The organism is Massilia brevitalea, assembly GCF_030711405.1.
Taxonomy (GTDB): domain Bacteria; phylum Pseudomonadota; class Gammaproteobacteria; order Burkholderiales; family Burkholderiaceae_D; genus Telluria; species Telluria brevitalea.
This window is the reverse complement of sequence record NZ_JAULSI010000009.1, coordinates 151,899-166,756: the sequence shown is the minus strand read 5'-3', so window position 1 is coordinate 166,756 and position 14,858 is coordinate 151,899. Positions and strand designations below refer to the sequence as shown.

General features: G+C 64.8%; 14 protein-coding genes and 1 rRNA gene. 10 read left to right on the top strand and 5 right to left on the bottom strand.

Annotation, left to right across the window (positions count from 1 at the left end):
* Positions 1-232: 232 nt before the first annotated feature.
* The 5 genes from QWL29_RS07995 to rrf all read right to left on the bottom strand — a co-directional run bounded on the left by QWL29_RS07995 (position 233) and on the right by rrf (position 4,924).
* Positions 233-2,653 (bottom strand): penicillin acylase family protein, encoded by a 2,421-nt coding sequence (locus QWL29_RS07995; RefSeq protein ID WP_305822354.1) that lies wholly within the window; start codon positions 2,651-2,653, stop codon positions 233-235.
* 195 nt (positions 2,654-2,848) lie between these two features.
* Entirely contained in the window at positions 2,849-3,664 is an 816-nt protein-coding gene (locus QWL29_RS07990) for a M48 family metallopeptidase (protein ID WP_305822353.1), read from the bottom strand.
* Complete coding sequence (locus QWL29_RS07985) at positions 3,661-4,134, bottom strand: YbjQ family protein (RefSeq protein WP_305822352.1); 474 nt, start codon at positions 4,132-4,134, stop codon at positions 3,661-3,663. The genes QWL29_RS07990 and QWL29_RS07985 overlap by 4 nt, the downstream gene beginning before the upstream one ends.
* A 1-nt stretch (position 4,135) precedes the next feature.
* Positions 4,136-4,450: a YbjQ family protein gene (locus tag QWL29_RS07980; protein WP_305822351.1), complete on the bottom strand. Its 315-nt coding sequence runs from the start codon at positions 4,448-4,450 to the stop codon at positions 4,136-4,138.
* A gap of 361 nt (positions 4,451-4,811) precedes the next feature.
* Positions 4,812-4,924: ribosomal RNA gene (rrf, locus tag QWL29_RS07975) — 5S ribosomal RNA — on the bottom strand.
* Between the two features lie 145 nt (positions 4,925-5,069).
* Between rrf and QWL29_RS07970 the strand changes: the two genes are divergently transcribed.
* The 10 genes from QWL29_RS07970 (at position 5,070) to QWL29_RS07925 (ending at position 14,855) form a co-directional block, all read left to right on the top strand.
* The gene (locus QWL29_RS07970; RefSeq protein WP_305822358.1) at positions 5,070-6,557 is read left to right on the top strand and encodes a B12-binding domain-containing radical SAM protein; all 1,488 of its coding nucleotides are present in this window, start codon (positions 5,070-5,072) and stop codon (positions 6,555-6,557) included.
* Between the two features lie 56 nt (positions 6,558-6,613).
* Entirely contained in the window at positions 6,614-7,747 is a 1,134-nt protein-coding gene (locus tag QWL29_RS07965; protein WP_305822350.1) for an MlaE family ABC transporter permease, read from the top strand.
* Positions 7,747-8,604: an ABC transporter ATP-binding protein gene (locus tag QWL29_RS07960; protein ID WP_305822349.1), complete on the top strand. Its 858-nt coding sequence runs from the start codon at positions 7,747-7,749 to the stop codon at positions 8,602-8,604. Before QWL29_RS07965 ends, QWL29_RS07960 begins: the two co-directional genes overlap by 1 nt.
* A gap of 1 nt (position 8,605) precedes the next feature.
* Positions 8,606-9,553 carry an MlaD family protein gene (locus QWL29_RS07955; RefSeq protein WP_305822348.1) on the top strand — a complete coding sequence of 316 codons (948 nt, stop codon included), beginning with the start codon at positions 8,606-8,608 and terminating at the stop codon, positions 9,551-9,553.
* 8 nt (positions 9,554-9,561) lie between these two features.
* A complete protein-coding gene (locus QWL29_RS07950; RefSeq protein WP_305822347.1) occupies positions 9,562-10,182 on the top strand; it encodes an ABC-type transport auxiliary lipoprotein family protein in 621 nt (206 codons plus the stop codon).
* Positions 10,179-11,339, top strand: coding sequence for a VanZ family protein (locus QWL29_RS07945; protein WP_305822346.1), 1,161 nt, complete (start codon positions 10,179-10,181; stop codon positions 11,337-11,339). The genes QWL29_RS07950 and QWL29_RS07945 overlap by 4 nt, the downstream gene beginning before the upstream one ends.
* Before the next feature lie 53 nt (positions 11,340-11,392).
* Positions 11,393-11,719: a (2Fe-2S) ferredoxin domain-containing protein gene (locus QWL29_RS07940; RefSeq protein WP_305822345.1), complete on the top strand. Its 327-nt coding sequence runs from the start codon at positions 11,393-11,395 to the stop codon at positions 11,717-11,719.
* Between the two features lie 13 nt (positions 11,720-11,732).
* Complete coding sequence (locus tag QWL29_RS07935) at positions 11,733-12,368, top strand: alpha/beta hydrolase (protein ID WP_305822344.1); 636 nt, start codon at positions 11,733-11,735, stop codon at positions 12,366-12,368.
* Positions 12,369-12,530: 162 nt separating this feature from the next.
* The gene (locus tag QWL29_RS07930; protein WP_305822343.1) at positions 12,531-13,676 is read left to right on the top strand and encodes a D-alanyl-D-alanine carboxypeptidase family protein; all 1,146 of its coding nucleotides are present in this window, start codon (positions 12,531-12,533) and stop codon (positions 13,674-13,676) included.
* Positions 13,677-13,937: 261 nt separating this feature from the next.
* Positions 13,938-14,855, top strand: coding sequence for an aldo/keto reductase (locus QWL29_RS07925; protein WP_305822342.1), 918 nt, complete (start codon positions 13,938-13,940; stop codon positions 14,853-14,855).
* Positions 14,856-14,858 lie beyond the last annotated feature (3 nt).

Sequence of the window (14,858 nt, the reverse complement as noted above, 5' to 3'; positions counted from 1 at the left end):
ATTCTCGTCAACTCCTTCTTTGCTTCAGCTCAGTTTCCTGAGTTTGCTGGTGGAAGATCAACTACTTGATTTCGTTGACGTTTTCATACAGCGCTGAAGCGGAGGCGAATCATAGCAAAGGAGGATGAGGTATCGCAAGGGGATTTTTTTCCCGATGATCGTACGGTGAGACCGCGTGGGCTCGAGAGCCCACCCTACGGGCGCTTCCGGAAGGTGGGTTCGAGAACCCACCCTACTCTTTCAGCGTGACCGTCGTGTAGTTGGGGTCGGCCTTGATCTTCGCTGCGGTGAAGGGCAGCACCGGCCACTCCTTGCGCGAGAAGACCTGCGTCTGGTCGGCGTACCAAGGGGACTTGGGATCGGTCGACTGGCCGTAGGTCAGCATGGCTTGCGCCACCGGGCCGGCGTCGTCGAACGTGACGGTCTGGATATAGCTTTGGCCCCAATGCACGCCTTCATAGCCACCCGTGCCCAGCGGGTTGCGCATGGTAAGCGAGTTGTAGGAGCCGTCGAGGTTGCCAATGCCGCCGTGCAGCGGAATCCGCACGCCGTTGCGCGGTTCGACCTGGTAGTCGCCGAGGCGGCCATCCAGGGGGATACCGAGGCCTTGCAACTTGACTGCGGCATTCTTCAGCGCGGCCAGCATGGCGGGCACGGCTGCCGGCGCTACCCCGGAAGGCGTGTGCACCGGGTCGGCCGGGTTGAATAGCACCGCCCACTTGTTCGGAATCGCCACCGCCGTGTTCCAGAACTCGCGGAACAGGACGGCGCCGCGGCTGTCGATGTTCACGCGGCGGTCCCAGGCGCTCAGCACGTTGCAGGCCTGGACCAGCACGGCGTCGGCATTTCCGGCGCAGGCCGGCAACAGTTCGGGCAGCACCAGCTCGGCGGCGTACAGGCGGTTGGCAAAGGCCAGCTCCTGGATATCGCTGAGCTTGAGTTTGCCGCGCTGGGCGATCATGTCCTCGAACTGCAGGAAGCCGATGCGGGTACGCAGGCTTTGCTCGACGCCCACGCGGCCGTACAGCGGCGAATAGCCGAGCGGCGGCGCCCCGGTCAGCAGGGCCTTGGGATTGCTCAGCCAATAGCTGTCGTTCGAGTTCCCGACGTAATCGGTGCGCATCAGCCACGGAGCATTCGCCGGCGAGTAAATGCCCGGCGGTGCGCCTGCATCCTGGCCCCAGCCGCAGCTGCTGCGCGAGCCGTCGAACAGCAGCGCCGCCTGCAGCAGCAGGCAACCGTTGGCGAACTTGTCGGCATTCATGTGCGGCACCACGCTGGCGTCGGCATACAGGGCATTGCCTGCGCGGTCGGCCGCCACCGTATTCACCCAGGGCAGGCCCACCGATTGATCGAGCGAGGTCTTCAGCCCCTGTACGCTAGTGGCGGTGCCGATGCCCAGCCATTGTTCGATCAGGCGCGTGTTGTTGCGGTTCGGGTCGGCCAGCACGTAGGCGGCGCTGGCGGTCCAGGTCAGGCCCGCTTCCGGCTTGACGATGACGGCGCCCTGCCTGGCAAAATAAAAGGTCTTGCTGCGCTTCTGGATGGCGCCGTCGGCCTGCAACAGGTCCACCGTCACCGTCTTCGACGTCATTTTCTCGCGTGCGCCATCGACCATATAGGTCGTGCCGCTGGCGTCGCCGGCGTCCAGCGCCAGCCGGAAGGTGGTGAAGTGCATCGCCGTGGTCACGGTATGGCTCCAGGCAACATCCTTGTTGAAGCCGATGACGATCACCGGCACGCCGCCAATGATCACACCCATCGCGTCGTAGCGGTTCGGCACCGTCAGGTGGGCCTGGTAGAAGCGGTCGGTCGTGGTCCAGGGATAGTGCGGGTTGCCGAGCAGGAGGCCACGGCCGCTGGCGGACAGGTCCTTGCCGACCGCCAGCGCATTGCTGCCGAAGCCTTGCCGGTTCAGCTTGTCGAGCCGCGCCACCAGGAAGGAAGGGTCGACCTTGCGCGGGGCTTGTTTGGCCAGGCTGACCGGGGCGGCCGGCGTGCGTCCTGCGGCGACGAATTCCCTGGAGAATGCCTGGCCGGACGCGTGCAAGGCTTTTTCGGCGATCACCAGGATCATGTCGTCGACCGTCATCGGGCGTACCCAGCGCGCGCTGGCGCAGGGAGCGGGCAGCTTGCCGGCGTAATCCTTGAGGTAGCGGTTGTAGCCTTCGGTGTAGCCGGCGAGGAGGTCGCGGGTTTCCTGGCCGCCGGCAGCATAGTTGGCGCGCAATTGATCGAGGTCGATATAGCCCTTGAAGAAGAAGTCGCTGTCTTCGTTCTTCAGGTCCATGAAGCCGCTGGCGGCGCCGTATTCGTCGGCGCTGCGTTTCGGCGCGCGCGCTTCGCCGCCGAAGAAGGCCGAGCGCTCGCCGCGCACGGTGAGCAGGGAATCGGCGAACATGCAGACATTGTCCTGGGCATAGGCATAGGCCAGACCATAGCCGAGGCTGCGGAAATCGTTCGCCTGCACATGCGGCACGCCGTGGGTGGTGCGGGCCAGCTCGACGGAGATGCGCGAGGCGGTGGCCGGCGGCGGGAGCGGCGCGGCTGCATCGTCGTCGTCGCTGTGGTGACAGGCGCCCAGGGCCAGGGCGAGGGATGCTGCAAGGAGGAGTCGGCACGATGGATAGCTCGCGCTGTTACTACGCTTCATATGGACGCTTTCTGCGGCAGGGCCGCGTGACCGGGTGGGGAAAGTGAACCTACATGGGGCAGGCATGCCCCAGATTGATGCGAAGAACCAGCTTGAATGCTGGCATGCCCTTTATAAATTCGTCAAGCCGATGGGCTCGCTATTGCTGCCGCGCTTTTGCTTGTGTGGCTTTTAGGAGGAGCTTGCCGGCGTAGCTTACTTTGGGGCAACGAGCGGGACTACGGCGCGGGTCTGCAGGCCCTGCTGCGCGATGGCCGTCTTCAGCGCAGCGATGCGCTCCTGCATGGCCGGGTGGGAAGCGAAATAATGCGAACCCGCGATGTCTTCGCCCTTGTCGAGTGCTTCGAAGAACTCGGTGGCGCCGCCGGCGTGGCCATAGCGGCAGGCCAATACCTGCAAGGCGCGGGCATCGGCCGCCGATTCGCGCGAACGCGAGTAGTTGGCGTCGCCCAGCTGGCGCACCGGCGCCAGTACGCTGGCCAAGGCCGAGGTATCGCCGCTGAGCAAGGCGGCAAGGCCATACAGCACGATGCCGCGCCCCAGCGCCCGCAGGTGGTCGCGATGCGACAGGTGGGCCATCTCGTGGGCCAGCACGAAGGCCAGGCCGTTTTCTGACTGCACGTGTTCCAGCAGGGCCGAGAACACGTAGATGTTCCCGCCCGGGAGCACGACCGCGTTCGGTACGGTCGATTCGGTCAGCTTGACGGTGGCCAGCCCGGTAAAGCCGGCGCAGCTGCGCAGGCTGTCGACCAGCGCCTGCAGCCGGGCCTCGCGCGCGTTGCCCTGCCCCGGCGCGGCGATCTCGGGCGCCTTTTGGGCAAGCAGGCGCGTCAGCGAGGCTTCGGTGGAGGCGTCCATGCGGTCGACTACCGCATCGACCAGCAGGCCGAGCAGGAAAAAGGCGAGCAGCCCCAGCAATGCCAACCTGAACAGAATCGACAGAAAGTCCTTGAGCGGGTGCTCCTCGCTGACGTTGTCGTTCCGGCTGGGCTGCGAGGGCAAGTACTTCATGCCGCGCCTGGTTCCACCATATAGATGGCGGTGGCAAAGGCAAACACCTCGACGGCGCCGATGCCGCCCCTGGCATTTCTCGACAGCGGCGCCGTCTCCAGGCGCAGGTTCACGATCTCGTGGGCGCCGGGGCAGCTTTCCTTCAGGCGCAGGATGGCTTCGCGCTTGGCGCGGTCGAGCAGGCTTTCATACGATTTCACTGGGCCGCCGACGATGCTGCGCAGGCCGGCGGCGGCGCGTTTGAAGTAATCGACCGAGACGACCACGCTGCCGCCCACCAGTTCGCTGCGTGCGACCGCCCCCTGCAGCAGCGGATGGCGGCTGGCCGTGGCCGGCAGGTGCAGCCAGGTTTTTTCGCGCTCGTGGATCGAGCGGTAGTGGCGTTTCTCGTTGAACTGCCCGAACACGAAGCCGAGCACGAGGGGCACGACCCAGATCAGCAGCGGGAAGAAGGGAGCAAAAGCTTCCATGTCAGGCGACGGTGACCGCGGTCCCGTAGACGTAGATCTCGGCAGCGCCGACCGCCACCGAGGAGGTCGAGAAACGCACGTTGACGATGGCATTCGCGCCCATCTGCTGGGCCTGCGCCTTCATGCGTTCGATCGCCTGGTCGCGCGATTCGTTCAGCAGCTCGGTGTAACCGCGCAGTTCGCCGCCGACGATGTTCTTCAGGCCGGCCATGATGTCGCGGCCCACGTGCTTGGCGCGCACCGTGCTGCCCGAGACGACGCCATGGCTGGCGGTGATGGTCTTGCCGGGGATCGTTTCGATATTGCTGAGGAACATGATCTGCTTTCATGAAGAAGTGGCTGAGCATGTATTTTATGCATGGATATTTACGGAATGCAATGCAGGTAGGGTGGGCACTCCGTGCCCACGCGTGACGCATGCATGGTGTTGGCATAAAGCGGGCCAACACCGTGCACGATTTACGCGTGGCACGAGTGCCCACCCTACGATTTCATGCTGTAACAAGCACAAAGCAAAAAGCCCGCTAGCTTTCGCTAACGGGCTTTCGCATTTACTANCCGTGCACGATTTACGCGTGGCACGAGTGCCCACCCTACGATTTCATGCTGTAACAAGCACAAAGCAAAAAGCCCGCTAGCTTTCGCTAACGGGCTTTCGCATTTACTACATATAACTAGCCTGACGATAACCTACTTTCACACTGGTTGCAGCACTATCATCGGCGCAAAGTCGTTTCACGGTCCTGTTCGGGATGGGAAGGGGTGGGACCGACTTGCTATGGTCATCAGGCATAACTTGCTGGAAAACTGTTCCACAACTGGGCAACAGGCTTCCTGAATTCCGGCGTGCATTCTAACAGGCAAGTTCGCATTGCGCTAGTGTTCACCGGAGCCCAGCGCGTAAAATGGCTGTTTCGTCCGAACCGCCGCCCGCCATGACCATCCTGCTCGCCACCCTGAACGCCCGCTACGCCCACGCATCCCTGGGCCTGCGCTACCTGCTGGCGAACATGGGGCCGCTGCAAGACCAGACCCAATTGATGGAATTCGTGATCGGCGCCAAGACCACCGAGGTGGTCGAGCGCCTGCTGGCGCGCAAGCCGCGCATTGTCGGCTTCGGCGTCTACATCTGGAACGTGGAAGAAACCACGAAGATCGTCGCCATGCTGAAACGCGTGGCGCCCGAGGTGACGGTCGTGCTGGGCGGCCCGGAAGTGTCGTTCGAAACGGGCGAGCAGGAGATTTGCAGGCTGGCCGACTACGTCGTCACCGGCTGGGGTGACGTCACCTTCCCGAAACTGTGCGGCGAGATCCTGCACGGCCCGAAGCCGTTGATGAAGGTGCACGCCGGCGTGCAGCCGCCGATGGCGGAGATCGCCCTGCCCTACTCTTTATATAGTAGCGAGGACATCGCCCACCGCACCGTCTACGTGGAAGCCTCGCGCGGCTGCCCCTTCAAGTGCGAATTCTGCCTGTCCTCGCTGGACAAGACGGCCTGGCCCTTCCCGCTCGACGACTTCCTGGCGCAGATGGAAGATTTGCATGCACGCGGCGCACGCCTGTTCAAGTTCGTCGACCGCACCTTCAACCTGAACGTGAAGACCAGCCTGCGCATCATGCAGTTCTTCCTCGACAAGCTGGAAGCCAACCCGGACGACCCGGTGTACGCCCACTTCGAGCTGGTACCCGACCACCTTCCCGAAGCGCTGAAGGAAACGATTGCGAAATTCCCGGCCGGCGCCCTGCAGTTCGAGATCGGCATCCAGAGCTTCAACCCGGAAGTGCAGGCCCTGGTCAGCCGGCGCCAGAACAACGAGAAAGCCGCCGACAACATCCGCTGGCTGTGCGAACAGTCGCAGGCCCACCTGCACGTCGATTTGATCGCCGGCCTGCCGAGCGAAGACATGGCCAGCTTCGCACGCGGCTTCGACCAGCTGGTGGGCCTGGGCGCGCACGAGATCCAGTTCGGCATCCTGAAACGCCTGCGCGGCACGCCCATCATCCGCCACACCGGGCCGTTCGCCATGGTCTACGACCCCTACCCGCCGTACACGGTGCTGGCCACCAGCACGGTCGACTTCACCACCATGCAACGCCTGGTGCGCTTTGCCCGCTACTGGGACCTGGTGGCGAATTCGGGCCGCTTCGCGCACACGATCAAGGTGCTGCTGGGAGCCCAGCCTTTCGTGAACTTCATGGCCTTCTCGGACTGGATCTACAGCCGCACCGACGCCACCCACCGCATCGCCCTCGACAAGCTGGCGAAACTGGTGGGCGAGTGGCTGGTGGAGACCGGCATGGGCCGCGAGGAGGCCGCGCGTTTGCTGGCCAGCGACTACGCCGGCAAGGCCGACGCCAAGGCACACACCGCGCCGCAACCGGTTGCCGCCCCGGCGCGCCAGGTACGCCATCTGGCAGCCTGAGCACTCTACAGGAGCGCATCTCAGCAAATTTGGCCGATTCCTTTTACACTGCAACAATGCAGATTGATAATGCGCCAATATTAACTATCCAGAAATCCGCCTCCGGCGCCGGGCAATCTGTCATGGCGAGCGGCGTCTGGCAGGTGCACGCCCTCACCGCCAGCGGCAAGCTGAAGGGGATCAACCGTTCCCTGGCCGCCCTGAAAAAGGCCGGCACGCTGGAATGGGACCTGACTGAAGTCGACAGCATCGACCACATCGGCGCCCAGATGTTCTGGAATGCCTGGGGCAAGAAGCGCCCCGCGCAGCTGAAGCTCGACCCGCGCCAGGAAGAACTGTTCGCGCGTATCGAGAAGGCCAGCGAGATCAGCATGCCGCGCCCGCGCACCAGCGCGCTGAACTGGATCATCGTGCTGGGCCAGGGCTTGCTGACCTTTTTCGAGCACCTGCACAGCTTCATCGAACTGATCGGACGCCTGGTGCAAGACCTGGGCCGCCTGGTGCGCCGCCCGAATACCGGGCCCTGGCGCGAAATCTCGGCCAACATCTACCACTCCGGCTTCCAGGCCCTGGGCATCACGGCCCTGGTCGGCTTCCTGATCGGCGTGGTGTTGTCTTACCTGTCGGCGCAGCAGCTGCGCCAGTTCGGCGGCGACGTCTACCTGGTCGACATCCTCGGCATGGCCGTGATCCGCGAACTCGGCCCGCTGCTGGCGGCGATCCTGGTGGCCGGCCGTTCCGGTTCCTCGATCACGGCCCAGCTGGGCGTGATGCGGGTGAACGAGGAACTCGACGCCATGCTGGTGATGGGCATCTCGCACGGCTACCGCCTGATCATGCCGAAGGTGATCGCGCTCGGCATCGCGATGCCGCTGCTGGTGGTCTGGACCGACGCCATGGCCCTGCTCGGCGGCGCGGCCTCGGCCAAGATCGAGCTGGGCCTGTCGTTCCGCTACTTCCTGCAAAAGCTGCCGGACGCGGTGCCGCTGGTGAACTACACGATCGGCCTGCTCAAAGGGATGACCTTCGGCATGCTGATCGCCCTGGTGTCCTGCCACTTCGGCCTGCGCATCAAGCCGAATACCGAAAGCCTCGGGCGCGGCACCACCACCTCGGTGGTCACCTCGATCACCGTCGTCATCCTGGCCGACGCCGTGTTCGCCATCATCTTCAGCGGGGTCGGTTTCTGATGGTCGAAGAAAACAAGCGCCAGCAACAACTGAACCGCAAGCCCGAAGAAGACGTCGGCCCGCCGGTGGTCGACATCCGCAATTTGTGGACCAAGTTCGGCAAGACCGTGGTGCACCAGGACCTGAACCTGGAAATCTATTCGGGCGAAATCCTGTCCATCGTCGGCGGCTCGGGCACCGGCAAGACCGTGCTGCTGCGCCAGATGCTGGGCCTGAACCAGCCGACGCGCGGCTGCGTGCGCGTGTTCGGCGAAGACATCAGCGCGGCCGGACCCGAGCAGCTGCAGCGCATGCGCAACCACTGGGGCATGCTGTTCCAGGAAGGTGCGCTATATTCGGCGCTGACGGTGTTCGACAACATCGCCCAGCCGATGCGCGAACTGCGCGCCCTGCCCGAGGATGTGATCCGCGACGCCGTGCTGCTGAAGATGGACATGGTCGGCCTCGGCGCCGAGCACGCCAACAAGATGCCGTCGGATCTGTCGGGCGGGATGGTCAAGCGCGCCGCGCTGGCGCGTGCCCTGGCGCTGGAGCCGCGCCTGCTGTTCCTCGACGAGCCGACCGCCGGCCTCGACCCGGACCTGTCGGACGCCTTCGTGGCGCTGATCCAGTCGCTGCACCGGGAACTGAAACTCACCGTGGTGATGGTGACCCACGACCTCGACACGCTGTTTGCGCTTTCCTCGCGCATCGCGGTCCTGGCCGAGAAGCACGTGCTGGCGGTGGGACCGTCGCGCGACGTGCTGCGGGTCGACCATCCGTTCATCAAACATTTCTTCCTCGGCCCGCGCGGCCGCCGGGCACTCGAAGTGCTCGACGAACGCGACGAAGCCGCCGAAGACGAAGCGAAGGAGTGACATGGAAAACCGATCTTATGCCCTGATGACAGGCGTGTTCACGATTGCCCTGCTGGTGGCCACCGTGCTGGTGGGCCTCTGGCTGAACCGCGACAAAACCGAACTCTCGCCCTACGAGATCGTCACCACCCAGTCGATCCCGGGCCTGAACCCGCAGGCGACGGTGCGCTACCGCGGCCTGGAAGTCGGCCGCGTCGACGAGATCGTGTTCGACCCGAAGGTCACCGGCCAGATCCTGATCCGGCTGTCGGTGGAAGACGGCTCGCCGATCACCACCACCACCTTCGCTTCGCTGGGCTACCAGGGCGTAACCGGCATCGCCTTCATCCAGCTCGACGACGAGCGCACCGGCTCGCCGCTGCTGAAGACGGAAAAGGAGCACGTGGGCCGCATCCCGCTGCGTCCGGGCCTGCTCGACCAGCTGGAAAAGCGCGGCCTGGCGATCCTCGACCGCACCGAGGAAATCACGGCGCGCATCAACAACCTGATGAGCGAAGACAACCAGAAGACCATCATCGGCGCGTTCGACAACATCAGCAAGGCCGCGGCCGCGTATGGCGAGATTCCACAAAAACTCGGCCCGACCATCGACCGCCTGCCGGCCCTGGCCGACAAGATCGACCGCAGCGCCGATTCCTTCGGCGCCTTCTCCGACAGCGCCAAGGCCACCGCCGACAACTTCGACCGCCTGGCCACCGGCCTGCAGGCGCCGGACGGCCCGCTCAACCGCCTGAACGGCGCCATCGATTCGCTCACCGGCGTGACCGCCGACCTGGAAGCGGAAACCCTGCCGCACGTGGTGCGCATGACCGACGAGGCGAGAACGGCCCTGCGCTCGGTGCGCCGCACCGCCGATTCGCTCTCGGACCGCCCGCAAAGCATCCTGTTCGGCGCCCCCGACGCCCAACCCGGCCCCGGCGAACCGGGCTTCGTCGCCCCGACCAAATGAGGACCTCCATGATTTCGCCCCGCATTCTCGGCGCCGCCGCCCTTGCCATGAGCCTTGCCCTGGCCGGCTGCGCCTCGTCGAGTAAAACCAAGGCCAACAACGACCAGTACGACTTCGGCCCCCTGGGTGCGCCGGTCACCCAAATGACCCAGGCGCCGATCGCCGCCGTGGTCGTGATGGACGTCACCGGTTCGCCCGCCCTCGAGAACGAGCGCATGCTGTACCGCCTGAACTATGCCGACCCGCTGCAGGCGCGCACCTATGCCAACAGCCGCTGGAGCGCGAACCCGCTGATCCTGGTCACCCAGCGCATCAAGGCGCGCCTGGCCCAGTCCGGCGTGAAGGTGCTGTCGGCCACCGACACCATGAACAACGTGCCGATCCTGCGCATCGAGGTCGACGACTTCACCCACGCCTTTGCCAGCGCCGGCCAGAGCGAGGGACAAGTCGTGCTGCGCGCCTCGGTATTCCGCGGCCACACCCTGCTCGACCAGAAGACCATCAGCCGCGCCTCCCCGGCCCCGAGCGCGGATGCCGCCGGCGGCGTGCGCGCCCTGGCCGCCAGCACCGACGCCGCAGCCGCCGACATCGCCGCCTGGCTGGCCGGAATCGACACGCAGGCAAAATGACCACGAAGGAAGTCAAGGACACGGCCTCGGGCGCTGACCTGCCCGAAGCCGCGCCGCGCCGTGGCTCGCCCGTGGCGCGCGCGGCCTTGCTCGCCTACTTCCTGCTGATCGTCTACGCCAGCTGGTATCCCTTCACCGGCTGGCGCAACAATGGCCTGCCGGTATTCTCCTTCCTGAACCTGGTCAAGCAGCGCTACTGGACCGGCTTCGACGTGATGGTCAACATCGTCGGCTACGTGCCCCTGGGCGTGCTGCTGGTGCTGGCCCTGTATCCTTTCGTGCGCGGTATCTGGGCGGCGCTGCTGGCCGCCATCCTCGGCGTGCTGGTCTCGGGCGGCATGGAAGCGGTGCAGAACTTCCTGCCCAGCCGCGTGCCCTCGAATCTCGATTTGCTGACCAACAGCGTCGGCTGCCTGGCCGGCGCCTGCATCGGCCCCTTCCTGGCGCGCGGGCTGCTGCAGGAAGGACGGCTGCAACGCCTGCGCCAGCGCTGGTTCGCCCCGCACGCCAGCCAGGGCCTGGTGCTGCTGGCCCTGTGGCCGCTGGCCCAGATCTACCCGCAAAGCTTCTTGTTCGGCCATGGCCAGGTGCTGCCGATGGTGTCGGGCTGGCTGTCGGACCTGTTCGACGAAGACATCGACCTGGTCGCCATGCTGCGCCCCGGCCCTGCCATGGGCGTGGAACAGTACTGGCTGTCGGAAACCATCATCACCGCCTGCGGCATGACCGGCGCGGCGCTCACCCTGCTGTGCCTGCTGCGCCGCAGCGCGCCGCGCTATACGCTGGTGATGCTGATGCTGTTCGCGGCGCTGGTGCTCAAGACCCTGGCCAGTTCGCTGCTGTTCCGGCCCGATAACGCCTTCGTGTGGGTGACGCCGGGCGCCGAGGGCGGCTTCCTGATCGGCCTGATCATGCTGGCCGGCCTGGCCTTTGCGCCGCAGATCGCCCAGCGGCGGCTGGCGGTGGTGACGCTGGTGCTGAGTTTGATCGTGGTGAACACGATTCCGGCAAACCCGTATTTCACGTCCACCCTGCAGGGCTGGGTGCAGGGCAAGTTCCTGAACTTTAACGGGGCGGCCCAGTTCCTCTCGATTACCTGGCCCTTCTTTGCGCTCTGGTTCCTCCTGCTGCCCTCGCATAAACTCAATCGGCATTAGGACGGCGCACAAGAGCGCGTATCATGGCGCATGCCCTCTGCATTGGACACGATATGAATGACGACAAACCCTTCTACGAACACCACGTCTTTTTCTGCATGAACGTGCGCGAAGGCGAGAACTGCCGCCAGAGCTGCGGCAAGGCCGGCGCCGAGATCGCGCAAAAGCATGCCAAGAAACGCATCAAGCACCTCGGCCTGAACCAGCCGGGCAAGGTTCGCATCAACCAGGCCGGCTGCCTGGAGCGCTGCGAGGAAGGCCCGGTGCTGGTAGTCTACCCGCAGGGCACCTGGTACACCTATGTCGACACCAGCGACATCGACGACATCATCGACACCCACATCCTCGGCGGCCAGGTCGTCGAGCGCCTGAAGATCTGAACCGCTTAGCTACATGAACAAGTTTTCGAAGAAGTTCTACCTGACCGGCCTGGCAGGCAAGATGGAATGCCTGCTCGATCTGCCGGAAGACGCCCCGCGCGGCATCGCCCTGGTGGCGCACCCGCATCCGCTGTATGGCGGCACCATGGAAAACAAGGTCGCGCAGACGCTGGCGCGCACCTTCGTCTCGCTCGGCTACGCCACGGCCCGCTTCAACTTCCGCGGCGTGGGCGAATCCGAAGGCGAGCACGACCGTGGCCACGGCGAGGTCGACGACATGCAGGTCATGCTCAACCACATGCAGGAACAGTATCCAGGCTTGCCGGTCGCGCTGTCGGGCTTTTCCTTCGGCACCTTTGTCCAGGCCCAGCTGCATGCGCGCCTGGCGGCCGAGGGCAAGGGCGAGGCGATCGAGCGCATGGTGCTGGTCGGCACCGCGGCCGGCAAGTGGCCGATGCCGGCGGTGCCGGAAGACACCATCCTGATCCACGGCGAGCAGGACGACACCATCACCCTGCAAATGGTCTTCGACTGGGCGCGGCCGCTGGAAATCCCGGTGATCGTGATTCCGGGCGCCGACCACTTCTTCCACCGCCGCCTGAATCCGATCAAAAACCTTGTTACCCAGATGTGGCGCCGCGACGCCTGAGACCATCGCTGCAAGGTTTAAGCCCGCATTAAGATTTGCGGGCTTGAAGACGGTAGAGTTGGCCGCAGCACTGGCCTATAATGGGTCTCCTCTTTTTCCCTGGGCAATGTCTTTACAACATGGCCCGCGCTTCACCCACCCACTGAACAGACTTACGCTCCCATGAAAAAACTGATTGCGGCACTTGCCGCCAGCCTGCTGGTGGTATCGGCCAATGCGCAAACCGTTCCAGCGCCCCAGATTGCAGCCAAATCCTGGCTGCTGCTCGACGCCACCAGCGGCCAGGTGATCGCCGCCCAGGATCCGGGCATGCGCATCGAGCCGGCATCGCTGACCAAGATCATGACGGCCTACGTGACTTTCGAAGCCATCCGCGACAAGAAGCTGGCCCTGAACACCATGGTCAACGTCTCGACCCGCGCCTGGAAAGTCGACTCGAGCAGCTCGAAGATGTTCATCGACCCGGCCACCCCGGTCAGCGTGAGCGACCTGCTGCACGGCCTGATGGTACAGTCGGGTAATGACGCCGCCGTCGCCCTGGCCGAAGCCGTGGCCGGCGACGAAGGTACTTTTGTTACCCTGATGAACCGCGAAGCCCAGCGCATGGGCCTGAAGAACACCCGCTTCGCCAATCCGCACGGCCTGCCGAGCCCGGACAACTTCTCGACCGCGCAAGACCTGGCGACGCTCGCCACCCGCGTGATCCGCGACTTCCCGGAGTTCTACAAGATCGACTCGGTCAAGCAGTTCACCTACAACAAGATCACCCAGCAGAACCGCAACCGCCTGCTGTGGCTGGACCCGACCGTGGACGGCATGAAGACCGGCCACACCGAATCGTCGGGCTACAGCATGATCGCCTCGGCGCGCCGCCCGAACGGCAACAGCGGCGAGCGCCGTTTGATCTCGGTCCTGTCCGGCGCCAGCTCGGACGGCGTGCGTACCCAGGAAAGCCAGAAGTTGCTGAACTGGGGCTTCCAGAACTTCGACACGGTCAAGCTGTACTCGAAGGGTCAGGCTGTGGCGACCCCGGAAGTGTGGAAAGGTTCGCAGTCGAACGTGAAGCTCGGCTTCACCAACGACGTGCTGGTGACCGTGCCGAAGGGCGTGGCCGGCAAGCTCAAGCCTGTGCTGGAACGCAAGGACCCGCTGGTCGCGCCATTGGCGCGCGGCGCCCGCGTTGGGACGCTCAAGATGATGGTCGACAACAAGTCGCTGCTGGTGCTGCCGGTCGTGGCGCTGGAAGAAGTGCCGGAAGCCAGCATCTTTGGCCGCGCGTGGGATTCGATGCGCTTGTGGATGAAGTAAGCGCGTAGCGTGAGCTTGAAAAATGCCCGCCCGGCCTGTGCCCGGCGGGCATTTTCACTTTCGTTCTGCGGCGTGACGGATTGCGTAGGGTGGGCTCTTGAGCCCACGCGGTACGGCGGTCGATCATCGATTGCGGCGAGATCGTGTGGCGCCGTATATCGACCGGTGAGACCGCGTGGGCACGAGTGCCCACCCTACGAACGCCGACCAGGCTCGTCCCAGCTATAATTGCTTGTTACCGTTAAAGCAAGAAAGTCCCCCATGACCCAGCCCGTCCGCCCCTGCCCCCGCATCGCCACCCGCCAGGGCGGCCTCGACCTGTCGCGCATCGTTGCCGGCATGTGGCGCCTGGGCGAATGGAACATGCCGGTGGCGTCGCGCGTCGCCTTTATCGAGGAATGCATCGCCCTCGGCGTGACCACCTTCGACCATGCCGACATCTACGGCGACTACGGCGTCGAGACCCTGTTCGGCGAAGCCCTGCGCGCCCAGCCCGGCCTGCGCGAGCGCATCGAGATCGTCAGCAAGTGCGGCATCAAGCTCCTCTCCGCCAAGCGCCCCGGCCACACGATCCAGCACTACGACACCAGCTTCGACCACATCGTCGCCTCGGCCGAGGCCTCGCTGCGCCAGCTCGGCACCGATCGTCTCGACCTGCTGCTGATCCACCGCCCCGACCCGCTGATGCACTTCGACGAAGTCGCCGAAGCATTCACCCGCCTGCAGCAGGACGGCAAGGTGCGTCACGTGGGCGTGTCGAACTTCACCCGCCACCAGTTCGAATCGCTGAACCGGCGCGTGCCGCTGGCCACCAACCAGGTCGAGTTCTCGCCGCTGCACGTGGCGCCGCTGTTCGACGAAACCTTCGATGGCCTGCAAGACCTCGGCGTGGCGCCGATGATCTGGTCGCCGCTGGGCGGCGGGCGCCTGTTTACCTCGAACGAGCCACAGGTGGCCAAGCTGCGCGCCACCATCCAGGACGTGGCCGACCGCCTTGGCCAGTCGTTTGCCAGCGTGGTGTTCGCCTGGATCATGGCCCTGCCGAGCCGTCCAATGCCGCTCACCGGCAGCGGGCGCATCGAGGCAGTCGCCGCCGCCGTGGCCGCCACCGGTTTCACGCTCGAGCGCAGCGACTGGTTTACCATCCTGCGCGCCGCGCGCGGGCACGAGGTGGCCTGAGCC

Excerpts from the sequence above, each read along its gene's own strand:
- QWL29_RS07995 (WP_305822354.1), bottom strand. The coding sequence starts at position 2,653 with ATGAAGCGTAGTAACAGCGCGAGCTATCCATCGTGCCGACTCCTCCTT.
- QWL29_RS07990 (WP_305822353.1), bottom strand. The coding sequence starts at position 3,664 with ATGAAGTACTTGCCCTCGCAGCCCAGCCGGAACGACAACGTCAGCGAG.
- QWL29_RS07985 (WP_305822352.1), bottom strand. The coding sequence starts at position 4,134 with ATGGAAGCTTTTGCTCCCTTCTTCCCGCTGCTGATCTGGGTCGTGCCC.
- QWL29_RS07980 (WP_305822351.1), bottom strand. The coding sequence starts at position 4,450 with ATGTTCCTCAGCAATATCGAAACGATCCCCGGCAAGACCATCACCGCC.
- QWL29_RS07970 (WP_305822358.1), top strand. The coding sequence starts at position 5,070 with ATGACCATCCTGCTCGCCACCCTGAACGCCCGCTACGCCCACGCATCC.
- QWL29_RS07965 (WP_305822350.1), top strand. The coding sequence starts at position 6,614 with ATGCAGATTGATAATGCGCCAATATTAACTATCCAGAAATCCGCCTCC.
- QWL29_RS07960 (WP_305822349.1), top strand. The coding sequence starts at position 7,747 with ATGGTCGAAGAAAACAAGCGCCAGCAACAACTGAACCGCAAGCCCGAA.
- QWL29_RS07955 (WP_305822348.1), top strand. The coding sequence starts at position 8,606 with ATGGAAAACCGATCTTATGCCCTGATGACAGGCGTGTTCACGATTGCC.
- QWL29_RS07950 (WP_305822347.1), top strand. The coding sequence starts at position 9,562 with ATGATTTCGCCCCGCATTCTCGGCGCCGCCGCCCTTGCCATGAGCCTT.
- QWL29_RS07945 (WP_305822346.1), top strand. The coding sequence starts at position 10,179 with ATGACCACGAAGGAAGTCAAGGACACGGCCTCGGGCGCTGACCTGCCC.
- QWL29_RS07940 (WP_305822345.1), top strand. The coding sequence starts at position 11,393 with ATGAATGACGACAAACCCTTCTACGAACACCACGTCTTTTTCTGCATG.
- QWL29_RS07935 (WP_305822344.1), top strand. The coding sequence starts at position 11,733 with ATGAACAAGTTTTCGAAGAAGTTCTACCTGACCGGCCTGGCAGGCAAG.
- QWL29_RS07930 (WP_305822343.1), top strand. The coding sequence starts at position 12,531 with ATGAAAAAACTGATTGCGGCACTTGCCGCCAGCCTGCTGGTGGTATCG.
- QWL29_RS07925 (WP_305822342.1), top strand. The coding sequence starts at position 13,938 with ATGACCCAGCCCGTCCGCCCCTGCCCCCGCATCGCCACCCGCCAGGGC.